This window comes from Micromonospora sp. ANENR4 (genome assembly GCF_015354395.1).
Classification (GTDB): domain Bacteria; phylum Actinomycetota; class Actinomycetes; order Mycobacteriales; family Micromonosporaceae; genus Micromonospora; species Micromonospora aurantiaca.
Genome location: NZ_JADKYQ010000005.1, coordinates 288,134 through 310,304, shown reverse-complemented (window position 1 = coordinate 310,304; position 22,171 = coordinate 288,134). Strand labels below are relative to the sequence as shown.

23 protein-coding genes are annotated in these 22,171 nt (G+C 72.1%); 16 read left to right on the top strand and 7 right to left on the bottom strand.

Annotated elements, in window-relative coordinates; all coding sequences use genetic code 11:
* Positions 1-88: 88 nt before the first annotated feature.
* Positions 89-3,175, top strand: a complete 3,087-nt coding sequence (locus tag IRY44_RS11355) for a malectin domain-containing carbohydrate-binding protein (RefSeq protein ID WP_194800363.1) — start codon at positions 89-91, stop codon at positions 3,173-3,175.
* A 97-nt stretch (positions 3,176-3,272) separates the two neighbouring features.
* Here the strand turns inward: IRY44_RS11355 and IRY44_RS11350 are convergent, their stop codons facing one another.
* The gene (locus tag IRY44_RS11350; RefSeq protein WP_135242510.1) at positions 3,273-3,665 is read right to left on the bottom strand and encodes a cyclic nucleotide-binding/CBS domain-containing protein; all 393 of its coding nucleotides are present in this window, start codon (positions 3,663-3,665) and stop codon (positions 3,273-3,275) included.
* 112 nt (positions 3,666-3,777) lie between these two features.
* On the opposite strand from IRY44_RS11350, the gene IRY44_RS11345 reads away from it, so the two are divergent.
* From IRY44_RS11345 to IRY44_RS11330, 4 genes are all read left to right on the top strand, one after another.
* On the top strand, positions 3,778-4,233 hold the full coding sequence (locus IRY44_RS11345; RefSeq protein ID WP_281600240.1) for an NUDIX domain-containing protein: 456 nt from the start codon (positions 3,778-3,780) through the stop codon (positions 4,231-4,233).
* Positions 4,234-4,303: 70 nt separating this feature from the next.
* Positions 4,304-5,035 (top strand): sugar phosphate nucleotidyltransferase, encoded by a 732-nt coding sequence (locus tag IRY44_RS11340; RefSeq protein ID WP_194800437.1) that lies wholly within the window; start codon positions 4,304-4,306, stop codon positions 5,033-5,035.
* Positions 5,023-6,090, top strand: coding sequence for an iron-containing alcohol dehydrogenase family protein (locus IRY44_RS11335; protein WP_194800361.1), 1,068 nt, complete (start codon positions 5,023-5,025; stop codon positions 6,088-6,090). The genes IRY44_RS11340 and IRY44_RS11335 overlap by 13 nt, the downstream gene beginning before the upstream one ends.
* On the top strand, positions 6,065-6,787 hold the full coding sequence (locus IRY44_RS11330; protein WP_194800360.1) for a CDP-alcohol phosphatidyltransferase family protein: 723 nt from the start codon (positions 6,065-6,067) through the stop codon (positions 6,785-6,787). Before IRY44_RS11335 ends, IRY44_RS11330 begins: the two co-directional genes overlap by 26 nt.
* Positions 6,788-6,799: 12 nt before the next feature.
* Here the strand turns inward: IRY44_RS11330 and IRY44_RS11325 are convergent, their stop codons facing one another.
* From IRY44_RS11325 to IRY44_RS11315, 3 genes are all read right to left on the bottom strand, one after another.
* The gene (locus tag IRY44_RS11325; protein ID WP_194800359.1) at positions 6,800-7,192 is read right to left on the bottom strand and encodes a type II toxin-antitoxin system VapC family toxin; all 393 of its coding nucleotides are present in this window, start codon (positions 7,190-7,192) and stop codon (positions 6,800-6,802) included.
* A complete protein-coding gene (locus IRY44_RS11320; RefSeq protein ID WP_194800358.1) occupies positions 7,189-7,473 on the bottom strand; it encodes a type II toxin-antitoxin system Phd/YefM family antitoxin in 285 nt (94 codons plus the stop codon). Before IRY44_RS11320 ends, IRY44_RS11325 begins: the two co-directional genes overlap by 4 nt.
* A 65-nt stretch (positions 7,474-7,538) precedes the next feature.
* Positions 7,539-8,789 carry a glycosyltransferase family 4 protein gene (locus tag IRY44_RS11315; protein ID WP_194800357.1) on the bottom strand — a complete coding sequence of 417 codons (1,251 nt, stop codon included), beginning with the start codon at positions 8,787-8,789 and terminating at the stop codon, positions 7,539-7,541.
* Between the two features lie 80 nt (positions 8,790-8,869).
* Here IRY44_RS11315 and IRY44_RS11310 point away from each other — a divergent pair, with 80 nt between their 5' ends.
* The 7 genes from IRY44_RS11310 to IRY44_RS11280 all read left to right on the top strand — a co-directional run bounded on the left by IRY44_RS11310 (position 8,870) and on the right by IRY44_RS11280 (position 16,595).
* Complete coding sequence (locus IRY44_RS11310) at positions 8,870-9,730, top strand: Fpg/Nei family DNA glycosylase (protein ID WP_194800356.1); 861 nt, start codon at positions 8,870-8,872, stop codon at positions 9,728-9,730.
* A 324-nt stretch (positions 9,731-10,054) separates the two neighbouring features.
* Positions 10,055-11,563, top strand: coding sequence for a sugar transferase (locus tag IRY44_RS11305; RefSeq protein WP_194800355.1), 1,509 nt, complete (start codon positions 10,055-10,057; stop codon positions 11,561-11,563).
* A gap of 33 nt (positions 11,564-11,596) precedes the next feature.
* A complete protein-coding gene (locus IRY44_RS11300) occupies positions 11,597-12,820 on the top strand; it encodes a sensor histidine kinase (RefSeq protein ID WP_194800354.1) in 1,224 nt (407 codons plus the stop codon).
* Complete coding sequence (locus IRY44_RS11295; protein ID WP_013289288.1) at positions 12,817-13,584, top strand: LytTR family DNA-binding domain-containing protein; 768 nt, start codon at positions 12,817-12,819, stop codon at positions 13,582-13,584. The genes IRY44_RS11300 and IRY44_RS11295 overlap by 4 nt, the downstream gene beginning before the upstream one ends.
* Positions 13,585-13,679: 95 nt before the next feature.
* A complete protein-coding gene (locus tag IRY44_RS11290; RefSeq protein WP_228531859.1) occupies positions 13,680-14,342 on the top strand; it encodes a DUF5701 family protein in 663 nt (220 codons plus the stop codon).
* A 262-nt stretch (positions 14,343-14,604) separates the two neighbouring features.
* On the top strand, positions 14,605-14,955 hold the full coding sequence (locus tag IRY44_RS11285) for a DUF485 domain-containing protein (RefSeq protein WP_194800436.1): 351 nt from the start codon (positions 14,605-14,607) through the stop codon (positions 14,953-14,955).
* A complete protein-coding gene (locus IRY44_RS11280) occupies positions 14,955-16,595 on the top strand; it encodes a cation acetate symporter (protein ID WP_194800352.1) in 1,641 nt (546 codons plus the stop codon). The genes IRY44_RS11285 and IRY44_RS11280 overlap by 1 nt, the downstream gene beginning before the upstream one ends.
* Positions 16,596-16,639: 44 nt before the next feature.
* Here IRY44_RS11280 and IRY44_RS30680 read toward each other — a convergent pair whose 3' ends face one another.
* Both IRY44_RS30680 and IRY44_RS11270 read right to left on the bottom strand, forming a co-directional pair.
* Complete coding sequence (locus tag IRY44_RS30680) at positions 16,640-17,497, bottom strand: hypothetical protein (protein ID WP_228531858.1); 858 nt, start codon at positions 17,495-17,497, stop codon at positions 16,640-16,642.
* Positions 17,490-17,990 carry a SigE family RNA polymerase sigma factor gene (locus IRY44_RS11270; protein ID WP_194800351.1) on the bottom strand — a complete coding sequence of 167 codons (501 nt, stop codon included), beginning with the start codon at positions 17,988-17,990 and terminating at the stop codon, positions 17,490-17,492. Before IRY44_RS11270 ends, IRY44_RS30680 begins: the two co-directional genes overlap by 8 nt.
* A 151-nt stretch (positions 17,991-18,141) precedes the next feature.
* Here IRY44_RS11270 and IRY44_RS11265 point away from each other — a divergent pair, with 151 nt between their 5' ends.
* From IRY44_RS11265 to IRY44_RS11255, 3 genes are read left to right on the top strand one after another with little or no spacing between them, the layout of a single operon-like run.
* Positions 18,142-18,906 (top strand): ABC transporter ATP-binding protein, encoded by a 765-nt coding sequence (locus IRY44_RS11265; RefSeq protein WP_135242523.1) that lies wholly within the window; start codon positions 18,142-18,144, stop codon positions 18,904-18,906.
* Positions 18,891-20,585 carry an ABC transporter permease gene (locus IRY44_RS11260; RefSeq protein ID WP_194800350.1) on the top strand — a complete coding sequence of 565 codons (1,695 nt, stop codon included), beginning with the start codon at positions 18,891-18,893 and terminating at the stop codon, positions 20,583-20,585. Before IRY44_RS11265 ends, IRY44_RS11260 begins: the two co-directional genes overlap by 16 nt.
* Positions 20,585-21,076, top strand: a complete 492-nt coding sequence (locus IRY44_RS11255; protein ID WP_194800349.1) for an SRPBCC family protein — start codon at positions 20,585-20,587, stop codon at positions 21,074-21,076. Before IRY44_RS11260 ends, IRY44_RS11255 begins: the two co-directional genes overlap by 1 nt.
* A 21-nt stretch (positions 21,077-21,097) precedes the next feature.
* Here the strand turns inward: IRY44_RS11255 and IRY44_RS11250 are convergent, their stop codons facing one another.
* Positions 21,098-21,355 (bottom strand): hypothetical protein, encoded by a 258-nt coding sequence (locus IRY44_RS11250; RefSeq protein WP_194800348.1) that lies wholly within the window; start codon positions 21,353-21,355, stop codon positions 21,098-21,100.
* Here IRY44_RS11250 and IRY44_RS11245 point away from each other — a divergent pair.
* Positions 21,345-21,941, top strand: coding sequence for a flavin reductase family protein (locus tag IRY44_RS11245; RefSeq protein WP_370584915.1), 597 nt, complete (start codon positions 21,345-21,347; stop codon positions 21,939-21,941). The two genes, IRY44_RS11250 and IRY44_RS11245, sit on opposite strands and share 11 nt — an antisense overlap.
* Positions 21,942-22,171 lie beyond the last annotated feature (230 nt).

Here is a 22,171-nt window from a genome sequence, read left to right as displayed (position 1 = left end):
ACGTCTGCGGTCGGTCGAGTGACGCCCCGCCTCATGTCGGCACCGACCACGATCGCAGCGCCTCCGACGTTTCCCCCCGGAGTAGCCTGTGGCTTCCTCGATCCTGAGACACCGCTCGGTGTCCGCATTCGGCGCTGCCGTGCTCGGCATCGCCACCTTGTTCACACCGGTGCCGGCGCTGGCCGCACCGGCGGCGGCGCCCGCGCCCGACCACAGCACGTTGGTCGGCGAGGTGCCCTCGGACAAGACGCCGAACATCAACGACGGCAACGTCGTGGCCATCCACGACGCCGGCAGCAAGGTGATCGTCGGCGGCTCGTTCACAAACGCGCAGAACCGGGGCTCCTCACCCACCCCGGTCGACCGCCGCGGACTGCTCGCCTTCGACAAGGCGACCGGCAAGATCGACAACGCGTTCGCGCCGGTGCTGGACAACGACGTCACCGCGATCATCGCCGGACCGACCCCCGGCACGGTGTACGTCGCCGGCAAGTTCAACAAGGTCGGCGACAAGAACTTCCGCAAGCTGGTGCTGCTGAACGTCGCCGACGGCACCCCCGTCGAGGGGTTCAAGGGCCCGGCGTTCAACGGCACGGTGAACGACATCGCGCTCGTCGACGGTCACCTGCTGGTCGGCGGCATCTTCACCACGGCGACCGCGACGATCAACCGCAACGGGCTGGCCTCGCTGAACCCGACCACCGGCGCGGTGGACGAATACCTCACCGTGGCGCTGACCGAGAACCACAACTGGACCCCGACCAACAACGGCGCCTCGGCCGGTGTCGGCGTGGAGAAGCTCTCCGTCTCCCCCGACGGCAAGCACCTCGTGGTGATCGGCAACTTCAAGAAGGCCGACGGCGTCGTGCACGACCAGATCGTGCGGATCAACCTCGGTGAGAGCTCCGCGACCGTCGCCGACTGGAACACCGACGGCTACTCCGCGGCCTGCAAGTACACCGCGTTCGACTCGTGGGTGCGCGACGTCCAGTTCTCCCCGGACAGCAAGTACTTCGTGGTGGTCACCACCGGCGCGTCGTACCCGGGCACGCTCTGCGACTCCGCCGCCCGCTGGGAGACCTCCGCCACCGGCGCCGGCCAGAAGCCGACCTGGACGAACTTCAGCGGTGGCGACACCTTCCTCTCGGTCGGCATCAGCGAGAAGGCCATCTACGTCGGCGGCCACTTCCGCTGGTCGAACAACCCGCTCGCCCGCGACAAGGCCGGACCGGGCGCGGTGCCGCGGGCCAGCATCGCCGCGCTCGACCCGGTGAGCGGCCTGCCGCTGTCCTGGAACCCGGGCCGCCACCCGCGCGGCTACGGCGTCACCGAGATGCTGGTGACCCAGGAGGGCCTCTGGCTCGGCAGCGACCAGGAGTACATCGGCAACTTCGACTACCAGCGCAAGCGGATCGCCTTCTTCCCGCTGGACGGGGGCAGCACCCCGCACTCGACCAGCACCAAGGGTCTGCCGGGCAACGTCTACCAGGCCGGCCGCGCGGCGCAGACCGAGGTGCTCTACCGGGTCAACGCCGGCGGTCCGGCCATCCCGGCGACCGACGGCGGACCGGACTGGGCCGCCGACAGCGCCACCGAGCCCAGCCCGTACCACAACACGGGCAACCAGGTCACCAGCTACACCACGAACGCGACGTTCGACCCCACCGTGCCGGCGAGCACGCCGGCCACGCTGTTCAACACCGAGCGGTGGGACGAGGCGACCGCGCCGGACATGCAGTGGGACATCCCGGTCGCCGCAGGCACCCGGGTCGACGTCCGGATCTACATGGCCAACCGCTGGTCCGGCACGAGCAAGCCGGGTGCCCGCAAGTTCGACGTCAGCATCGACGGCGTCCTCAAGCTGAACGACTTCGACCCGGTCGTCGCCGCGGGCGGAACCGACCGCGGCACCATGCAGTCCATCTCGGTGGTCAGCGACGGCGTCGTCGACATCGACTTCGGCCGGGTGCTGCAGAACCCGCTGCTGCACGGCATCGAGATCGTGAAGACCGCGCCCACGCCGGACGCCTCCGACGTGCTCTACCGGGTCAACGCGGGCGGCGACCAGCTGGCCGCGCCGAGCGGACCGGCCTGGGCCGCCGACACCGTCGCCGCGCCGAGCACGTACCACAACGCCGGCAACCAGGTGACCAGCTACACCACCAACGCCACGCTCGACGGGACGGTGCCGTCGGGTACGCCGGTGGAGCTGTTCAACGCGGAGCGGTGGGACGAGTCGCCCGCGCCGGACATGCAGTGGGACTTCCCGGTCCCGGCCGGCACGCCGGTGCAGGTGCGTCTCTACCTGGCGAACCGCTGGTCCGGCACCGCCACCGCCGGCAAGCGCAAGTTCAACGTGTCGATCGACGGTGTGGTCAAGCTGAGCAACTTCGACCCGATCGCCGCGATCGGCGCCACCAACCGGGGCACCATGCGGGCGTTCCCGATCACCAGTGACGGCAACATCGACATCGACTTCGGTCGCGTCCTGGAGAACCCGCTGGTGCAGGGCATCGAGATCGTCAAGCTGCCCCCGGTGCCGCCGGCCACCACCGTCGACAGCATCACCAAGCGGACGTACGACGGCGCGACCTCGGTCGGCAACGCGATGTCGGTGCCGAACGGCGACAACACCGGCTGGTCGAACATCAAGGGCGCGTTCTGGGTCGGCGGTGACCTGTTCTACGGCGTCGGCGGCGACCTCTACAAGCGCTCGTTCGACGGCAGTGAGTTCGGCACCCCGAAGAAGCTGGACCCGTACCACGACGCCAAGTGGGACCTGGTCGTCACCGGCTCCGCGCCGGAGGGCTCCACCTACGCCGGCATGACCGGCAACTTCTCCGCGGAGCTGCCGAACGTGACCGCGATGTTCTACTCCAGCGGCCGGATCTACTACTCGCTGGCCGGTCAGAGCACGCTGTTCTGGCGCGGCTTCACGCCGGACACCGGCACCGTCGGCGCCGAGCGCAACACGGTCACCGGCACCACCGCCTTCGCCGACGCGGGCGGCCTGTTCCTGGACGGCGACACGCTCTACGTCGTCTCCCGGAGCACCGGCAACCTGTCCACGATGGCGTGGTCCGACGGCGTGCCGACCGGCTCCGCCACGGTGCGCAGCGGTCCGAGCGTGGACGACGTGGACTGGCGCGGCACCTCGGTCTTCGTCGGCCCCTGACGGCGGGCACGACCGAAACGGAACAGATACGACGATGGCCCGGCCGATATCGGCCGGGCCATCGCCCTTTCTCCGGCGCCGCTCGCGCCGGACCACATCAGGTGCGGGTCGGCGCGTGCTCACCCGCCCAGACCCGCATCAGGTCCCGTACCGAGATCACTCCCGCCACCTCCCGGCCGTCGAGCACGACCAGGTGACGGAACCCGCCGCGGGCCATCGCCGCGGCTGCCTCCTCGATCGTCCAGTCCGGGCCGGCGTAGACGACGTCCCAGGTCAGGTGCGCCCCGGTGCGCTCGACATCCGGGTCGAGCCCGGCGCCGATCGCCTTCAGCACATCGCGTTCGGTCATGATCCCCACTCCCTCGGAGTCCGGGTCGATCACGACCGCCGACCCGACACCGCGGGCCGACATCATCCGGGCCGCCTGCCGGAGCGTGTGCTCCGGCCCGACCACCAGTACCTCGCTGGACATCGCTTCCCGTACCTGCATCACACATCACCCCTGTGGGACGGCGACTGAGTACGGACATGGTGGGCCATCGATGCGTACCGGGACAAGAACGGGCATCGCCGGAGACGGCCCGGATGGCTACTGTCGGAGGGTGCCCACCGAGCCCCTCCGCTGCGCCGGCGCGCTGATCGTCGACGACGACGGCCGCATCTTCATCCAACGCCGATCCCCCGACCGACGCCTCTTCCCGAACTGCTGGGACATCGTCGGCGGCCACCTCGAACCGGGCGAGGAGATCGACGACGCGCTGCGCCGGGAGGTCACCGAGGAGACCGGCTGGGCCGTGTCGCACGTGCTCGGCCTGGTCGGGGAATACCGCTACACCGCCGACGACGGGCTGACCCGGGTGGAGACCGACTTCCTGATCCGGGTGGACGGCGACCTCAGCCGGCCCCGGCTGGAGGTCGGCAAGCACACCGAGTTCCGCTGGCTGGCGGAGTCGGAGATCGCGCTGCTCGACGAGCACCGGGACGTCAACGACGGGCTGATCCGGCGGATCGCTGAGGACGGCTTCGCCGCGCTGCGCTCGATCGGTCTGACGGGCTGAACCACTGCCGCTCCGCGCCCGGCGATATCCTCGCCGGGTGGAATCGGGTCGAGAAGAGGAGCGTGTCGGCATGATCGGGATGGTGCTCGCCGCGGGAGCGGGGCGCCGGCTGCGGCCGTACACCGACACCCTGCCCAAGGCCCTGGTGCCGGTCGACGGGGAGACCACCATCCTCGACATCGCGCTGCGCAACCTCGCCGAGGTGGGGCTGAACGAGGTCGTGATCGTGGTCGGCTACGCGGCCGACGCGGTGCGGCAGCGCCAGGCCGCCCTGGAGGAGAAGTACGGCGTCACGATCACGCTGGTCCACAACGACAAGGCCGAGGAGTGGAACAACGCGTACTCGCTCTGGCTGGCGCGGGAGCACTTCTCCCGTGGTGTGCTGCTCGTAAACGGCGACACCGTGCACCCGGTGAGCGTGGAGAAGACGCTGCTGGCCGAGCGCGGCCCAAGCATCCTGCTCGCCGTGGACACGCTCAAGCCGCTGGCCGAGGAGGAGATGAAGACCACCTTCGACGCCGCCGGCCAGCTCACCCGCATCACCAAGCTGATGGACCCGGGCGAGGCGAACGGCGAGTACATCGGCGCGACGCTGATCGAGCCGCAGGTGGCGGTGCCTCTCGCGGACGCGCTGGAGGCGACCTGGCGGCGCGACCCGAACCTCTACTACGAGGACGGCTACCAGGAGTTCGCCGAGCGCGGCGGCGAGGTGCGGGCGGCCCCGATCGGTGACGTCTCCTGGGTCGAGGTCGACAACCACGCCGATCTGGCCCGGGCCCGGGAGATCGCGTGCCGCTACTAGCCCGCAGCGTCCTCACCCCGCTGCACATCGACGTGCGGCGGGGCGCGGTGGCCGACCTGGCGGCGATCCTCTCCGACGGGCGGATCTCCGCCGGCGGCGACGTCGCCGTGGTGGTCGGGCCGGGGCAGGGCGAGCGGATCGCCGAGCTGATCCGGCCGTCGCTGCGCTCGGCCGACGTGTTCACGGTCGCCGGGGGCACGCTCGACGCCGCCGACGACCTGGGGGCGAAGCTGCGCACCCGGTCGTACGACGCGGTGGTCGGCATCGGCGGCGGCAAGACGATCGACGTGGCCAAGTACGCCGCGACCCGGCGCGGTCTGCCGATGGTCTCGGTGGCGACCGCGCTGGCGAACGACGGCATCGCCTCCCCGGTGGCGAGCCTGATCACCGAGGGCCTGAAGGGCTCCTACGGCGTGCACATCCCGATCGCGGTGATCGTGGATCTGGACTCCGTGGAGGCCGGGCCGGAACGGCACAACCGGGCCGGCATCGGCGACGTGGTGAGCAACATCAGCGCCCTGGCGGACTGGGATCTCGCCCGCCAGGTACGCGGCGAGCGCGTCGACGGGCTGGCCGCCTCGCTGGCCCGGGCCGGCGCGGAGGCGGTGCTGAACCACCCGGGCGACATGAGCGACGACGCGTTCGTGACCGTCCTGGCCGAGGCGCTGATCTCCAGTGGCCTGGCGATGGCGATCGAGGGCACCAGCCGGCCGTGCAGCGGCGGCTGCCACGAGATCATGCACGCGATCGACGCGCTCTTCCCCGGCACCGCCTCGCACGGCGAACTGGCCGGGCTCGGTGCGCTGTTCTGCACGTACCTGCGCGGCGACGAGCGCCGGTTCGCCGAGATGGCGGCCTGCCTGACCCGGCACGGGCTGCCCCGGCTGCCCGCCGAGGTCGAGCTGACCGACGACCAGTTCGTCGAGGCGGTGCAGTTCGCGCCGGCCACCCGGCCGGACCGCTACACCATCCTCGAACACCTCACGATGTCGTCTACCGAGACGCGGGAGCGGCTGGCAGACTACGCCGGTGCCCTCCGCGACCACATTGGCTGAGCCCCGCCCCACCGTCGCCGACTTCCACCGGGTCAACCGGGGAGGCGGCCTGTTCAGCGAGTCGATCAGCCAGTGGATCGGGGCGGCCTTCGCGCTTGCCGCCCAGCGCCTGGGGTTGCGCCCGACCGCGTTGACGCTGACCAACCTGGTGCTGGGGCTGGCCGCCTCGGTCACCGTGGTGGCGCTCGCCGACGACGTGGCCGCCGGCACCGTACCGGCCTGGACAGTGGGGCTGTTCGCGCTGGTCGCGTGGCAGATCGCGTACGCGCTGGACTGCGCCGACGGGCAGCTCGCCCGGGTGACCGGTCAGGGCAGCGCGGCCGGTGCCCGGATCGACGTACTCTGCGACGTGGCCGCCCAGATCGCGCTGGTGGCTGCCATCGGCGCGACAGCCGTGGCGCAGCGCCCGTCCACGCCGGTGTGGCTGGTGGCGGTGTTCGCGGGCACCTGGATGGTCAACCTGGTGACCTCGGTGATGCAGTCGGGGCCGAACGCGGCCAGCATGGTCACCTCGACCTCGTTCCCGGTACGCCTCGTGAAGCTGGTCCGCGACTACGGCGCGGTGATCTTCGTGGCCGGTCTGGTGCTGGCCTTCGCGCCCGCGCTGGCGTTCTGGGTGATGGTGGCGTTCACCGTCGTCAACGGCGGCTTCCTGCTGGCGAGCATCGCCTTCTCCGCCCGCGCCTCCCTGCGCTGAGGTGCGGGAGACCTAGTCGGTGCCGGGAGCCGCGACCGGTAAGCCCACCGAGACTGCGACGTCCGACATCCGCTTGTCGTATGTGACCAGCGTGTCGAGCGCATCTCCGAGGGCCTGGGCACTCGCCACGTGTAGCGCGTCCAGCGTCCGGATGCCGGCGGGCAGGGCAGCCGCCGAATCACGGACCTCCTCGGTCACCAGGATCTCGGTGAAGTTCCGTACCAGCATCTGCATGGCGTCCGGGTAGTCGCCGATCCGGTCGAGGGTGCGTACCGTCTCGACGAATCCGACTGAGCTGGTTCCCATCGGCATGCCCGCCCGGCTCGCCAGGAACTCCTGAAGTTCCGTCACGTAGGTACGGCCGGCGATCAGAGTGATCAGGGCGGACGAGTCCAGATAGATCACCGCTCGTCGTCCTCGCGGTCGGCCAACAGCAGCTCGAGGGGCGACACGTCGGGCGGCACGTCGTAGCGGGCCAGCCGGTCGATGTCGCTCGTGGTGGTCGCCTTGAGGCGGATCACCCCTTTCGCCACCAGGGACGCGTACCTGCCCAGCGTCCCCGAACCCGGCAGCAGCACGGCGATCACGCTGCCGTGCCGCGTGACCTCGATCGTCTCGCCCTGTTCCACCCGGGCGAACATCGCGCTGGGGTTGTAGGAGAACTCGCGCACGGACACGGTGCTCACCACGCACCTCCCTTGTGCCGACAACAGCGCGATTGTACCTACAAGCCGGCCGCACCGACCGACGCTCAGGTGAGCGAGGCGTAGATGTCGATCAGGCGCTTGGTGATCACGTCGGGGTGGAAGGTGCGCTCGTAGCGGGACCGGGCCGGACCGGCGAGCATTCCCGCCTCGGCGGCGGCCAGCGGCAACGCTGCGGCCAGCGCGTCCACCTCCGGCGCCACCACCCAGCCGGCTTCGCCGCGCTGCACCCCGGCCGGCAACGCGACCCGCCCGTCGCCCGGCGCCGCGGTGGCCACCTCGGCCGGGCCGGTGCCGGCGGGCTCGCGCGGGCCGTCCGCGCCCACCAGGTACGGGATGCCGCCGAGTGCGGTGCCGAGCACCGGCCGCCCGGACGCCAGCGCCTCGATGATCACCGTGGGCAGCACGTCGTGCCAGGTGGAGGTGGCCAGCACCACGGAGCTGTCGGCCAGCACCGCGCGTACCCCGGAGCGGTCGAGCTGGCCCAGGTAGTGCACGTCGGGCCGTTCGGCGGCGGCCGCCTCGGCGAGCGGACGCAGCTCGCCGTCACCGGCGATGCGCAGCGGGCCGAGCGCGCCCACCGGGTGCCGCCGCCACGCCGAGAGCAGCAGGTCCAGGCCCTTCTCCGGGCTGAGCCGCCCCATGAAGAGGAAACCGTTCCCGGCCGGCGCCGGGGTGCCCGGGTCGGGCACCGCGTTCGGCTTGACCACGATCCGAGCGTCCGGGATGCCGTAGTCGCGCAGATGATCAGCGACCGCCGTGGTGAGCGCGATGTACCGGTCCACCGACTTCCAGGTCGGGCGGTGCACGGCGAGCGTGGTGGCCATCAGCGCGCTCTGCGCCCGGGAGTTGCGGTAGCAGCGGTGCACGATCGCCGGCACACCCAGCGCCCGGCCCCGGCAGTCCTGGCAGATCACGCCGTCGCGGAAGTACAGGCCCGAGGAACAGACCTGCCGGTAGTTGTGCACCGTCTGCACCACCGGCACCCCGCGCCTGTGCGCGGTCCGCACCACCCAGGGCGAGAGCAGAGGGTACGGGTTGTGCAGGTGCAACGCGTCCGGCCGATGCTCGGTCAGCAGGCGGTCGAGGTCGTGCTGGGCCTTCGGCGCCCAGATCGGCGAGATCGGCAGCAGCGCCTTGGCCGGCTTGGACATCGACGGAATCTCGTCGGAGCTGCGCAGGAACGGCAGCACCTCCACACCGGCGGCGGTGAGCTGGGCGATCTCCGCGTCGACGATGGTGTTCTCGCCGGAGGGCTGGGCTTCCCGATACCGGTTGTGCGCCACCACGATTCTCACAGAGCTCGCCTTTCGTTCGCGACTGCGGGACTCGCAAGCTCATTCCTCGCGCTCACGGGAAAGAAGGCTACCGTTGGACGATGCCCGAACTACCGGAGGTGGAAGCGCTCGCCGGTTACCTGCGCGAGCGTGCGGTGGGCCGCCGCGTCGAGCGGTTCGAGGTCGCCGCGATCAGCGCGCTCAAGACGTACGACCCGCCGCCGAGCGCGGTCGCCGGCCGCGCCGTGACCGGCGCCGGCCGGTACGGCAAGTTCCTGGACGTCCGGTTCGACGAGGGCCTGCACCTGGTGGTCCACCTGGCCCGGGCGGGCTGGCTGCACTACCGGGAGGCGTTCCCGTCGGCGACTCCGCTGCGGCCCGGCAAGGGCCCGATCGCGGTGCGGTTACGCCTCGACGACGGCTCCGGCTTCGACCTGACCGAGGCCGGCACCCAGAAGAAGCTGGCCGCCTACCTGGTCACCGATCCGGCGACGGTGCCGGGCGTGGCGAAGCTCGGGCCGGACGCGCTGGAGGCGGACCTGCCGACCTTCGCCGAGCGGCTGCGCAGCCGCCGGGGCCAGGTGAAGGGCGTGCTGACCGACCAGTCGGTGCTGGCCGGCGTCGGGAACGCGTACTCCGACGAGATCCTGCACGCGGCGCGGCTCTCGCCGTTCGCGATCACCGACCGGCTCACCGACGACCAGCTCGCCGGTCTGCACGCGGCCACGCGGACGGTGCTCGGCGACGCGGTACGCCGGTCCATGGGGCAACGGGCCGCGGAGCTGAAGGGCGAGAAGCGCTCGGGCCTGAAGGTGCACGCCCGCAAAGGGCTGCCGTGTCCGGTCTGCGGCGACACCGTGCGGGAGGTCTCGTTCGCCGATTCGAGCCTCCAGTACTGCCCCACCTGTCAGACCGGCGGCAAGCCGCTGGCTGACCGAAGGTTGTCCCGGCTCGTACGGTGAGTAACCGGATTAGCCGGTTACCGAGCGGAATCGACCGGCGATCGCCGAAGGTCCGGTCCGCCCCTCTACCCGAGCCGTCATCCATCGGTATAGTGGCTCGGTCCCCGGCTTCACAACTGATTCGGAGCCGGCCAGATCTCACCGAGCACCAGCGGAACGGCTTCCTCGCGGGGGCCGGTCCGGGCCGGGCCCGCGTGGGAGACTGGGACGGTGAGCGACCCGGGCCCTCACGCCGAGTGAGGACGCGGGTCATGCGGGAGGACATGGGTTGAGGTGACGACAAGCCTCCAGCGCCCGGTAACCGACAGAGGCCGGAGCAAGAGCGTGCGGCACGTCGACAGCTTTGAGATCCAGCCGCCGACTCCGCCGTCACACAACGGCGTACCGCGGTCGGCGTGGGCCCGCGCCCGCCGGCGGGTGTCCCGGTGGCACCGGCCCTACATCGCCCTCCTGCTGCTGCTCGACTTCGGTGCGGCGGCCCTGGCCAGCTTCCTGGCCGTACAGATCTTCGAGCAGGCCGCCTCCGGCTTCCGGGACGCGCCCGAAGCGTGGTTCTACACCGTGGCGTTTGTGCTCCTGCCGCTCGGCTGGCTGCTCTTTCTCTGGGGTAACCGGGCCTACGACCGGCGCTACCTGGGCCTCGGCCCGGACGAGTTCAAGCGGGTGATCCGGGCCGGCGTCGCGGTCGCGGCGGCGGTCTCGTTCATCGCCTTCGCCACGAAGACCTACTCCCTGTCCCGGTGGACGGTCGGCTTCGCGCTGCTCGGCGCGATGTTGCTGATCGTGCTCGGCCGCATGATCGCCCGGGCCTGCCTGCACGCGCTGCGCCGCCGCGCCGGCCACGCCGGGCACCGGATGGTGCTGGTCGGCACGCTTCCGGAGTGCCTGGAGGTCTACACCACGGTCACCCGGAACCCGTCCGTCGGCCTGGTGCCGGTGGCCATCCACCTCACCGACGGGTACGCCGCCGCGCGCGGCCTGGAGACCCCGGTGCCGGTGTACGCGGGCCGGGACGTCCTGGCCCTGGTACGTGAGGTCGGCGGCGACACCATCGCGGTCTGCGGCTCGGCCAGCGCCGAGCCGGGTGAGCTGCGCCGGCTGGCCTGGCAGCTGGAGGGCTCCGGCGTCGACCTGGTGGTCGCGCCCCAGCTCACCGACATCGCCGGTCCCCGGGTGCACATCCGCCCGATCGAGGGCCTGCCGCTGCTGCACGTCGAGGAGCCGACCCTGTCCGGGCCGGCGCTGCTGGCCAAGAACCTGATGGACCGGGTCGCCGCCGGACTGGGCCTGCTGCTGCTGGTCCCGCTCTTCCTCGCCGTCGCCGTGGCCATCCGGATCTCCGACCCCGGGCCGGTCTTCTTCCGCCAGCCCCGGGTGGGGCACGAGGGGCGGACGTTCCGGGTCTGGAAGTTCCGGACCATGTACGTCGACGCCGAGGAGCGGCTGGCCGGCCTGGTCGACCGCAACGAGACCGACGGCATGCTGTTCAAGATGAAGCAGGACCCCCGGGTCTTCCCGGTGGGCCGCTTCCTGCGCGCCACGTCGCTGGACGAACTGCCCCAGCTGATCAACGTGCTCTGGGGCGAGATGTCGCTCGTCGGCCCGCGCCCGCTGCCCGCCGACGACGGCGACTTCCTGGGCGACGTCCGCCGCCGGCTGCTGGTCCGGCCGGGCATGACCGGTCTGTGGCAGGTCTCCGGCCGTTCCGACCTGTCCTGGGACGAGGCGGTCCGGCTCGACCTCTACTACGTCGACAACTGGTCGCTGGCGTACGACCTGAGCATCCTGTGGCGGACCGTGGGCGTGGTGCTGGCCCGCAAGGGCGCGTACTAGCGCTACCGGGCCGGCACCCGGCAGGATCGCTGCGTGGGTGGCAACCTCTCCGCCGTCTTCGCCGTCGTCTCGCTGGTCACCGCGTTGGCCGCGGCGCTCTGGGCGGTGCTGCGGCTGCGCGGCCGGCGGGGCATCGCCACCGCCACGCAGCGGGCCACGTACGAGGTGCTGCACACCGCGGGGCTCGCCGCCGAGCCGCTGCGCGCCGGCCTGACCGAGGCGGACGCGGCGAAGGCCGTACGCCATCTGCGGGCCCTCGTCGGCGCGGCCGGGCTGGCGCTGACGGACCGGGACGCGTTGCTCGCGATCGACGGGCAGGGCGCGCACCACGGTGACCAGCTGGTCGCGGCGGCCCGGCGGGCGGCCGAGGGCGGGCGCTCGACCGTGCTGGGCGAGTCGGAGCTGCGCTGCGACCTGGTCGACTGTCCGGTACGCGGCGCGGTGGTGGCGCCGCTGCGCGCGGACGGGCGGGTGGTCGGGGCGCTGGTGGCGGTGGCCGACGAGCGCCCGGCCCCGGGTCTGGTGCAGGCGACGCTGGAGACCGCGCACTGGGCCGGTGACCAGCTCGCGCTGGCCGAGCTGGAGTCGTCGCGGGAGCGGCTGGCGCGGGCCGAGGTACGCGCGTTGCGCGCCCAGATCAGCCCGCACTTCATCTACAACGCGCTGACCGCGATCGGCTCGTTCGTGCGCACCGACCCGGAGCGGGCGCGGGAACTGATCCTGGAGTTCGCCGAGTTCACCCGTTACTCGTTCCGGGCGCACGGCGAGTTCACCACGCTCGCCGAGGAGCTGCGCTCGATCGACCGCTACCTGACCATCGAGCGGGCGCGTTTCGGCGAGCGGCTCCAGGTTCGCCTCCAGATCGCGCCGGAGGTGCTTCCGGTGACGTTGCCTTTCCTCTGCCTCCAGCCGCTCGTGGAGAACGCGGTCCGCCACGGGTTGTCCCGCAAGCCGGGCACCGGCATGGTGAGCATCGAGGCCCGGGACGCGGGCGCGGAGTGTCACATCACGGTGGAGGACGACGGGGTGGGGATGGATCCGACGACGCTTACCGCCGGCATCGCCGAGGTGTCGGGCGCGACCGGCGACCCGGCCGACGACCCGGGGCAGCACGTCGGCCTCTCGAACGTCGACGAACGGCTCCGGTCGGTCTTCGGGGACGGGTTCGGCCTGGTCGTGGAGACCGGCCTGGGTTCGGGTACGAAGGTCAGCATGCGCGTACCGAAGTTCCACCCCGGCGTCCGGGCGTCGTCGTGACAGTCACCGGCACCGGATTCCTCCGGGTGCTGGCGGTGGACGACGAGCCGCCCGCACTCGACGAGCTGGCGTACCACCTGCGCGCCGATCCCCGGGTGGCCCGGCTGCACACGGCCGGGGACGCGACCGAGGCGCTGCGGGTGCTGCGCGACGACGACGTGGACGTGGTGTTCCTCGACATCCGGATGCCGGGGCTGGACGGCATGGAGCTGGCCCGCGTCCTGCGCCGGTTCGCCCGGCCGCCGGCGATCGTGTTCGTCACCGCGTACGACGACGGCGCGGTGGACGCGTTCGACCTGGGCGCCACCGACTACGTGCGAAAGCCGGTACGCGCCGAGCGGCTGGCCGAGTCGCTGCGCCGGGTGATCGGCTCCCGGGTGGTGCCGTCGCATCCGGCCGCGCTGGCCCGGGCGGAGGAGGATCCGACCATCCCGATCGAGCTGGCCGGCACCACCCGGATGCTGCCCCGCTCGGCGGTGCGGTGGGTGGAGGCGCAGGGCGACTACGCGCGGCTGCACACGGCGGAGGGGTCGCACCTGGTCCGGGTCTCGCTGGCGACGCTGGCCGAGCGCTGGGCCGACGCCGGTTTCGTCCGGATTCACCGCTCGTATCTGGTGCAGTTGCGGCTCATCGCCGAGCTGCGGCTGGTCAACTCCGGTTACGTGGTGGTGATCGACGGATCGGAGCTGCCGGTGAGCCGCCGGCACACCCGGGAGCTGAAGGACAAGCTGGTGCGTGCCGCGAAGCAGGACTGGAGTCGCTGAGGGCCGGGCCGCCGTCGGCGCGCGGTCGTCGGCTTGTCGCTGCCGCGCGCTGGCGTACAATGTACGGCAGACCGTACGACAGGGTGGGGGACCGCATGTCCGACGACCGCTTCGACGCCGCTACCGAATTCGACAGCCAACTCGACCGCCTCGTGCAGCTCGGCTACCCGGCACTGGCCGGGCAGACCGAGGAGGAGTTCCGGACGCTGCTCACCCCGCTGCGGGACGCGGCGGTCACCGGTGCCGCCGGCCTGGCCGGGCCCACCGACGCGCGGGTGCCGTTCCTGCTGGTGACCACGCGGGAACTGGTGCCGGTGCCGGAGCGCATCGCGCTCACCACGCTGGCCGGCAAGCGCAAGACCGGCGTCCTCGACCGCAACTTCCCCGCCGACGACCTGCCCACCTTCCACCCGATCAAGGAGTTGGAGGTGCCCGCCGGGCCCGCGTACCTGCTGTTCGACGTGGACCGGGGCGAGGAGTACCGCAACGTGCCGCCGTCGGCAGCGCTGGAGGACATGACCGCGAAGGACCGGCTGCCGATCACCATCGACGAAGGGCTGGCGTTCGTCACGCTGCACCCGCAGGCACTGGCGAGCAACAGGTGCTTCTCGCTCGTGGGGTCGCGCTGCGGCGACCGCCGGGTGCCCGCGCTGTGGATCAGCCAGGGCGCGCCGAAGCTCGGCTGGTGCTGGTTCGGCAACCCGCACACCTGGCTCGGCTCGGCGACCGCCAACCCGGTACGGGTGGCCCTGGGCTGAGGCCGTCCACAACGTCTCCGCGTCATCCACCGGGTTATCCACAACAGTGAAGCGTTATCCACAGGTTGTGCACAGGGCTCGGAACCGTGCTCTTGACATTCCCGCTGAGCGGGCGAGACTGCCGGAGGTGACCGGAGCCGAGGAACAGCATCTGACGGGGCGGCCCACCGAGGCCGCCCCGGTTCCCGGTCCGCGCGCGTCCCCACCTACCGCCGAGCCGGGAAGCGCGCCGGCGCCGGCCGCCGCGCCGAAGCGGACCCGGATCGTGCTGGCCGAGGTCTCCCGGGTCGGCAATCCGGCCGACCGCACCCGCTCCGAGCTGACCCAGCAGACTCCGGTCGGTGAGACGCTGGTGCAGGGGCTGATGCGCGCCCAGCTCTCCCTCGCGCTGCGGCTCAGCCTGCTGGTGCTGGTCGCGCTCGGCGGCCTGCCGTGGCTGTTCGCCATCGCACCCACCGTAGGCCGGGTCACCGTGCTCGGGGTCAACCTGCCGTGGCTGCTGCTCGGCGTCGTGTCCTTCCCGTTCCTGATCGTGGTCGGCTGGGCGTACGTGCGCCTGGCCGAACGAAACGAGCAGGACTTCGTCGACCTGATTCGACGGCCGGAACGCTGATGTCAAACGGCTACGTGGTCCCGGCGATCGTCGCCGTCACCCTGGTCACCGTCGGCATCGGCTTCTACGGGCTGCGGCTGGCCCGCACCACCTCGGACTTCCTGGTCGCGTCCCGGGCGGTCAGCCCGACCTGGAACGCCGCCGCGATCGGCGGGGAGTACCTGTCGGCGGCGAGCTTCCTCGGCGTTGCCGGGCTGATCCTCAAGTACGGCGTGGACGTGCTCTGGTACCCGGTCGGCTTCGCGGCCGGATACCTCGCGCTGCTGCTGTTCGTGGCCGCGCCGCTGCGCCGCTCCGGCGCGTTCACGCTGCCCGACTTCTGCGAGGTGCGGCTCGGTTCCCGCCGGCTGCGCACGCTCGCCACCGTCTTCGTGATCTTCATCGGCTGGCTCTACCTGGTGCCGCAGTTGCAGGGCGCCGGGCTGACGCTGGCCACGCTCACCGGCTCGCCGTATCCGCTCGGGGCGCTGCTGGTCGCCGTTGTGGTGACGGCGAACGTGGCGCTGGGCGGCATGCGGGCGATCACGTTCGTGCAGGCGTTCCAGTACTGGCTGAAGCTCACCGCGCTCGCCGTACCCGCGGTCTTCCTGGCATTGCAGTGGCAGGCCGACGCCCGCCCCGCGGTGACCCCACCCGACGGGCCGACGTTCCGGACCGCGACCACAGTCGTGGTCGAGCACCGCGCGACGCTCACCCTGCCCGACGGTGACATCCGGGAGGTACGCCCCGGCGACCGCCTCGAGTTCGCCGCCGGTGACCCGGTGCCGGAGGTGTCCGGCGCGGCGACCGGCGTCACCGAATGGCTGCTGCCGGACACCGCGGGCGAGGACGACAGGGGACTGTTCGCCACGTACTCCCTGATCCTGGCCACGTTCCTCGGCACGATGGGCCTGCCGCACGTGCTGGTCCGCTTCTACACCAACCCCGACGGCGCCGCCGCCCGCCGGACCACGCTCGTGGTGCTGGCGCTGGTCGGCGTCTTCTATCTGCTGCCGACGGTCTACGGCGTGCTTGGCCGCATCTACACCCCGCAACTGCTGGTGAGCGGCCAGACCGACGCGGTGGTGGTGCTGCTGCCCGGTGCGGCGCTCGGCGACGGCACGACCGGTCGGCTGCTCGCCGCGCTGGTCGCGGCCGGCGCGTTCGCGGCGTTCCTGTCCACCTCGTCCGGCCTGCTCACCAGCGTCGCCGGGGTGATCTCGACGGACGTGCTGGGCCGCGGCTCGGTACGCGGGTTCCGGCTCGCCACGGTGATCGCCGGTGGGGTGCCGGCGGTGCTCTCCCTGAACGTCTCCGGGCTGGACGTGTCGCAGGTGGTGGGGCTGGCGTTCGCGGTGGCCGCGTCCAGTTTCTGCCCGCTGCTGGTGCTCGGCATCTGGTGGCGCGGCCTGACCGACCTGGGCGCCGCCGCCGGGGTGCTGGTCGGCGGCGGCGCGGCGGTCGGTGCGGTCCTGCTCACCGTGCTGGGCCCGCCGTTGACCGGCTGGCCGGCGACGCTGACCACCCAGCCGGCGGCGTGGACGGTGCCGCTGGCGTTCACCGTCATGGTGGTCGTGTCGATGGCGAGCCGGCGGCGGCTGCCCCGCGACGTCCGCGCCACCATGCTCCGTCTGCACACCCCGGAGTCGCTGCGCCTGTGAGGCGGGGCCCGCCCGCTCGGCCCCGCCGCACACCCGAGCACCCGTCAGCAGGTGTCCGTGCCGGCGCACAGCCGGTTCGCCACCGCCCGGGCCAGCCGACGTGCCTCGGTGGGCGTGGTCTGGGAGTCGAGGCGTAGCTGCGCCACCAGATCGCCCTGCCGGACGAAGAGCCAGCGGCCGGGCTTCCCCCCGATGTCGCTGCCCACCAGCACCCCGTCGTCGCCACCGAGCGACTCGGCCATGATCGACAGCGAGTCGTCCGGCTGCTCCATCTCGCAGCCCGTGACAAACTTGCGGAGATTCTTCATCACCGTGGTGGCGGAGGTGCCCGAGTGCCGGGTCACCCGCTGGGTCAGCCAGTCGGTGGGCGAGTCGAACGTCACCGACCGGGTGGCGATCTGCCCGTCGGCCAGCGTCGGCGACTCGTTCCTGCAGAAGAGGGTCACGGACTCCAGGGACCAGTCACCCTCCACCCCTTCCGTGTCGATCGTGAAGCCCGACGGGAGGTCGGCGAGCTGGAGCATCGCCGCCGCCGGAATCGTCCGGCTCGGCGCGCGACTGGTCGACCCGCCGCCGGTGCTGCCTGCGGGCCGCCCGGTGGTGCGACTCGGTGTCGCCGCCCCGCTCGCGGACGGTTCGGCCGACGGCGTGGAACTCGGCGTGGGCGTGGGAGTCGGCGTGGTGGGCTCGACGGTCGCCGGGGGCACGGGTGGCGGCGCGACGTCCGGACGGGCCAGCGCCACACCCGACGCGACGACACCCACCGCGACCACCGTGGCCAGGCCGGCGGCGATCTGGGTACGCCGCGTCCGCTGCCGACCTCGACGCCGCACCTGCTCGGTGGGTGCCCAGACGAGGTCATCGGTGTCCCGGTACAGGTCCGAGAAGATCGGATCAGGCATTGCGGATCTCCTCCGGCAGGGTCGTGTCGAGCAGGGCGGCGAGGGCCTTGCGACCCCGGGAGAGGCGAGCCTTGACCGTCCCGCTGGGTACGCCGGTCTGCGCGGCGATCTCCGCGACCGAGAGGTCGGCCAGGTGATAGAGGACCACTGCCTGCCGCTGGTCCGCGGAGAGCTGCCGCAGTGCGGCGACCAGCGCCACGGTGTTCTCCGAGGGTGGCCGCACCGGCGGTGGTGGACCGTGCCGCCGGTAGGCGACGACGCTGTTGCGCACCTTGCGCCACCGGTTGACCAGCAGGCGGTGGCCCACGGTACGGACCCATGCCTCCGGGTCGTCGTACTCGCTGACCTGCGACCAGCGTTGCCAGGCCCGCGCGTACGCCTCCTGGGCGGCGTCCTGCGCCTCGGCCCGGTCACCGCCGAGCGCGTACAGCACCGTCACCACGCGTTGTCTGCTGCTCCGGTAGAACTCCTCGAACGCACTGTCCGGATCCATGTCTCTCCCCGCTGCCGTCCCTGGGACTGACACCCACCGCCCGGGTCGCCGGTTGCAGGCCGTCGGCAATGCGACTCGTACCTCTCAGGGATGATGCGAGATCATCCTGCCGCCCGAGCGGCCGCTGGCCGGAGCCCGATACGGTCGGACCATGACCGATCAGCACCCGGCACTGTCCCTTCGTGGTCTGGCCAAGCGCTTCGACACCAAGGTCGCGGTGGCGGGCGTCGACCTCGCGGTGCCGACCGGCTCGTTCTACGGCCTGCTCGGCCCGAACGGCGCGGGCAAGACCACGACCCTCTCCATGGCCGTCGGCCTGCTGCGGCCCGACGCCGGTGAGGCGCGGGTCCTCGGGTACGACGTCTGGGCCGACCCGGTACGCGCCAAGAGCCTGCTCGGCGTGATGCCGGACGGCGTACGCCTCTTCGACCGGCTGAGCGGGGCGGAGCTGCTGGCGTACCACGGTCTGCTGCGCGGCATGGACCCGGCGGTGGTCGACCAGCGGGCGGCGGAGCTGCTCGACGTGCTGGCGCTCTCCGACGCCGGCCGCACGCTCGTGGTCGACTACTCGGCCGGCATGAAGAAGAAGATCGGGCTGGCCTGCGCGCTGCTGCACGGTCCGCGCCTGCTGGTGCTGGACGAGCCGTTCGAGGCGGTCGACCCGGTCTCGGCGGCGCTGATCCGCGACATCCTGCACCGGTACGTCGGCGGCGGCGGGACGGTGATCTTCTCCAGCCACGTGATGGAGGTGGTCGAGCGGCTCTGCTCCCACGTGGCGATCCTGGCCGAGGGCCGGATCAAGCGGGTGGGCACGCTCACCGAGGTGCGCGGCGACCGGTCGCTGGAGGACGTCTTCGTGGAGGTGGTCGGCGGCCGGACCGCCACCGGCGAGGAGCTGTCGTGGCTGTCCCGGTGACCGTGCCCGAGCGCCCGGCCCGGCGGGTGTCGCCCTGGCACTTCGTCCGGCTCAAGCTGCGGGTGCTCGGCAACAACTTCCGGGGCCAGACGTGGCGGGTCGCGTTGTTCGTCCTCGGCCTGCTGTTCGGGCTCTGGTTCGCCGCCGTCGGGTTCTTCCTGCTGGCCGCTCCGGGCCTGGCCGGTGAGTCCCGGTACGCGTTGATGATCGCCGCCTTCGGCGGTGGCCTGCTCACGCTCGGCTGGCTGCTCCTGCCGCTCGTCTTCTTCGGCGTGGACGAGACGCTCGACCCGGCCCGGTTCGCGCTGCTGCCGCTGTCCCGCCGCACCCTGGTCACCGGCCTGCTCGCCGCCGCGCTGGTGAGCGTGCCGGCGCTGGCGACGGCGATCACGGCGGCCGGGCTGGTGGTCACCGCCGGCGCGCTCGGTGGGTGGGCGGCCGCACTGGTCGGCGTGCTCGGCGTGGTCGTCGGGCTGCTCGTCTGCCTGGCCGGTGCCCGGGCGCTGACCAGTGCGTTCGCGACGATGCTGCGCTCCCGCCGGGTCCGCGACCTGGCCGCCGTGCTGCTCGCGGTGCTGGCCGCGCTGCTCGGGCCGTTGCAGTTGCTGGTGCTCGCCGCGGTACGGCAGACCGACTGGGACCGGCTGGACGGAGTGGCAGGGGTGGTCGGCTGGACGCCGTTCGGCGCACCGTGGACCGCTGGTCTGGACGTGGCCCAGGGCCGGGCCGGCGCGGCGGTGGTGAAGCTGCTGATCGCGCTCGCGACGCTCGGCGTACTCCTGTTCTGGTGGTCCCGGTCGCTGGAGACGGCGATGGTGGGCGCGGCGAGCAGCGGCCCCGCGCGGACGCCGCGCGCTGTGGCCGGCGGCGCGGTCGCGCAGCTCTTCCCCCGCGCGGTGGGCTGGGCCCGGCGGGACCGGTTCGGCGCGATCGTCGCCCGGGAGTGCCGCTACTGGTGGCGGGACGCCCGCCGCCGGGCCAACCTGATCACCATCGCCGTGGTCGGCGTGTTCGTGCCGCTGATGGTCAACCTGGGCGGCCCCGCGTTCCTGTCCGAGGGCGGCGCCGCGTTCGACCAGGCCACAGCCGATTCCTCACCGGCGATGGTCAGCCTCACCATGATCTTCGTGGGGGCGCTCGCGTCGTTGACGCTCGCCAACCAGTTCGGCTTCGACGGCAGCTCGTACGCGGCGAACGTGGTCGCCGGTGTGCCGGGGCGGGTGGAGCTGCGGGCGCGGATGGCCGCGTTCTCGATCTACGTGGTGCCGATGCTCGTGGTGATCGCGGTGGCGCTGGCGATCGTCCTCGGCCGGCCCGAATGGCTCGGCGTGATGGGTGGCGCGTTGTTCGCGGCGTACGGCTGCGGGCTGGCGATCAACGCATTCGTCTCCGTGCTCGGCGCGTACTCGCTGCCCGAGTCGAGCAACCCGTTCGCCCTGAACAGCGGCGCGGGCTTCACCAAGGGTCTGCTCACGCTGGTCTCCATGATCGGCTCGGCGGTGGTGGCGGTGCCGTTCGTGGTGGCCGCCGCGCTGCTCGGCGACGTGTGGCTCTGGCTGGCGCTGCCGCTCGGCCTGGCGTACGGCGGGGGCGCGGCACTGCTCGGCGCGTACATGGCCGGGGACACGCTCGACCACCGGCAGCCGGAGCTGCTCGCCAACGTCACCCCGAGGCGCTGATGCCGGTCGTCGAGGCGGTCACCACCGTCCCCGTTCCCCCGGAGCTGGCGTTCGCCGTCTCCCAGACCACCGCCCCGGTGCGGTACCGCTGGGACCCGTTCGTCCGGGAACAGCACTTCGTCGACGGTGCGACGCGGCCCGGCCGGGGCGTGCGCACGTACACCCGCTCCCGGCACGGCCTGGTCATGGTCAGCGAGTACGTCTCCTGGTCGCCGCCGACGAACGTCGGCATGAAGATGGTGCGCGGACCGTGGTTCTTCGAACGGTTCGGCGGCGGCTGGCGGTTCGCGCCCGGCCCCGATCCCGGCACCACTGTCGCGACGTGGCGGTACAACTTCCGCTGCCGCCCGGCGTTCCTGCGCCCGGTCGCCGAGCGGATCGGGGAGTGGTTGCTCGGGCGCGACATCCGGCGCCGGATCGCCGGGTACGCGGACGGCTGCGCCGACCCGGAGGTGCTGGCCGCCGCCCGCCGGTTGCTCGCCGACGATTGATCCGCGCGTCTCGGCCCGCCGTCAGGCGGTGCGGCGCATCGCCGCGTAGACGTGGTGGCCGTCGCCGACGCTGGTCATGGTGACCAGCTCCCAGCCGTAGTTGGACAGGTGCTCGACCGCTTCCATCAGCGGCTGGAACGCCCGGCGACCCCAGGTGTTGTTCGCCCGGAGCAGCAGGTGCCGGTGCGGATAGGCGCGCAGGTCGACCTGGCCGCCGAGGACGGCGTCGGCGGCGACCACCCGTTCCTGGGCGAGCTGCTGAGGGGGGATGAGATTCATGCCCGGCAGGGTAGGGCGTTCCGTCGAACCTCGCCCGGCGGCGGGCGGCACAATGTTTCACGTGAATCCAGAGCCGGGCGCGCAGATCCACTCCACCGACCCGTTCGCGGCACCGACCGCGCAACGCTCGCCGGTACGCCGGCTGCGCGGCCGGCTGGCCGCCCCGGTGACGCTCTGGACCGCGCCCGGCCCGGCCGGGCTGACCGTCTCCTCCACGCTAGTCGCCGAGGGCGAGCCGGACCGGCTGCTCGGTCTGGTCGACGCGGAGTCGGACCTGTGGGCGGCGATCGAGGAGGCGGGACGGTTCGCGGTGGCCCCGCTGGGCCCGCAGCACCGGCAGCTCGCCGACCGTTTCGCCGGACTGTTCCCGTCGCCCGGTGGCCTGTTCGCGCTGGACGCCTGGACCGAGACGCCGTACGGGCCGGTGCCCGCGGACGCCGGCGGGTGGGCGGGCTGCCGCCTGGACACCGCCCGCGAGTACGGCTGGGCCCTGCTGGTGGAGGCGACGATCGAATCGGTGGACCTGCCCCGTGACACACCCCCGCTGCTGCACTACCGGGGCCGCTACCGCGACCTCCCCGGCTGACCCCTCCGCTCCGTCGATCATGAGGTTGGCCGCGTTCCGCGTTCGATTTGTCGCCGTCAACCTCATGATCGACGGGGTGGGGGTGACCGGTTAGCGGAGTGACGTGGGTCACTGGGCGCAGTGGGGGTGCCGTTCGGCGCAAGCGTCGACCGGCCCTCGGCGGAGCCTTCCCGGGCCGGGAGCGCGCTCTCTACCGTGCGCGAAACTCCCCCCACGCCTTGCGAAGGTGG

What these genes read in the sequence shown, in the direction of transcription:
- IRY44_RS11290 (WP_228531859.1), top strand. Translation starts at nt 13,680, where the DNA reads ATGTCCGACGACCGCTTCGACGCCGCTACCGAATTCGACAGCCAACTC.
- IRY44_RS11255 (WP_194800349.1), top strand. Translation starts at nt 20,585, where the DNA reads ATGCCGGTCGTCGAGGCGGTCACCACCGTCCCCGTTCCCCCGGAGCTG.
- IRY44_RS11245 (WP_370584915.1), top strand. Translation starts at nt 21,345, where the DNA reads ATGAGATTCATGCCCGGCAGGGTAGGGCGTTCCGTCGAACCTCGCCCG.
- IRY44_RS11280 (WP_194800352.1), top strand. Translation starts at nt 14,955, where the DNA reads ATGTCAAACGGCTACGTGGTCCCGGCGATCGTCGCCGTCACCCTGGTC.
- IRY44_RS11270 (WP_194800351.1), bottom strand. Translation starts at nt 17,990, where the DNA reads ATGGATCCGGACAGTGCGTTCGAGGAGTTCTACCGGAGCAGCAGACAA.
- IRY44_RS11350 (WP_135242510.1), bottom strand. Translation starts at nt 3,665, where the DNA reads ATGCAGGTACGGGAAGCGATGTCCAGCGAGGTACTGGTGGTCGGGCCG.
- IRY44_RS11250 (WP_194800348.1), bottom strand. Translation starts at nt 21,355, where the DNA reads ATGAATCTCATCCCCCCTCAGCAGCTCGCCCAGGAACGGGTGGTCGCC.
- IRY44_RS30680 (WP_228531858.1), bottom strand. Translation starts at nt 17,497, where the DNA reads ATGCCTGATCCGATCTTCTCGGACCTGTACCGGGACACCGATGACCTC.
- IRY44_RS11340 (WP_194800437.1), top strand. Translation starts at nt 4,304, where the DNA reads ATGATCGGGATGGTGCTCGCCGCGGGAGCGGGGCGCCGGCTGCGGCCG.
- IRY44_RS11310 (WP_194800356.1), top strand. Translation starts at nt 8,870, where the DNA reads ATGCCCGAACTACCGGAGGTGGAAGCGCTCGCCGGTTACCTGCGCGAG.
- IRY44_RS11265 (WP_135242523.1), top strand. Translation starts at nt 18,142, where the DNA reads ATGACCGATCAGCACCCGGCACTGTCCCTTCGTGGTCTGGCCAAGCGC.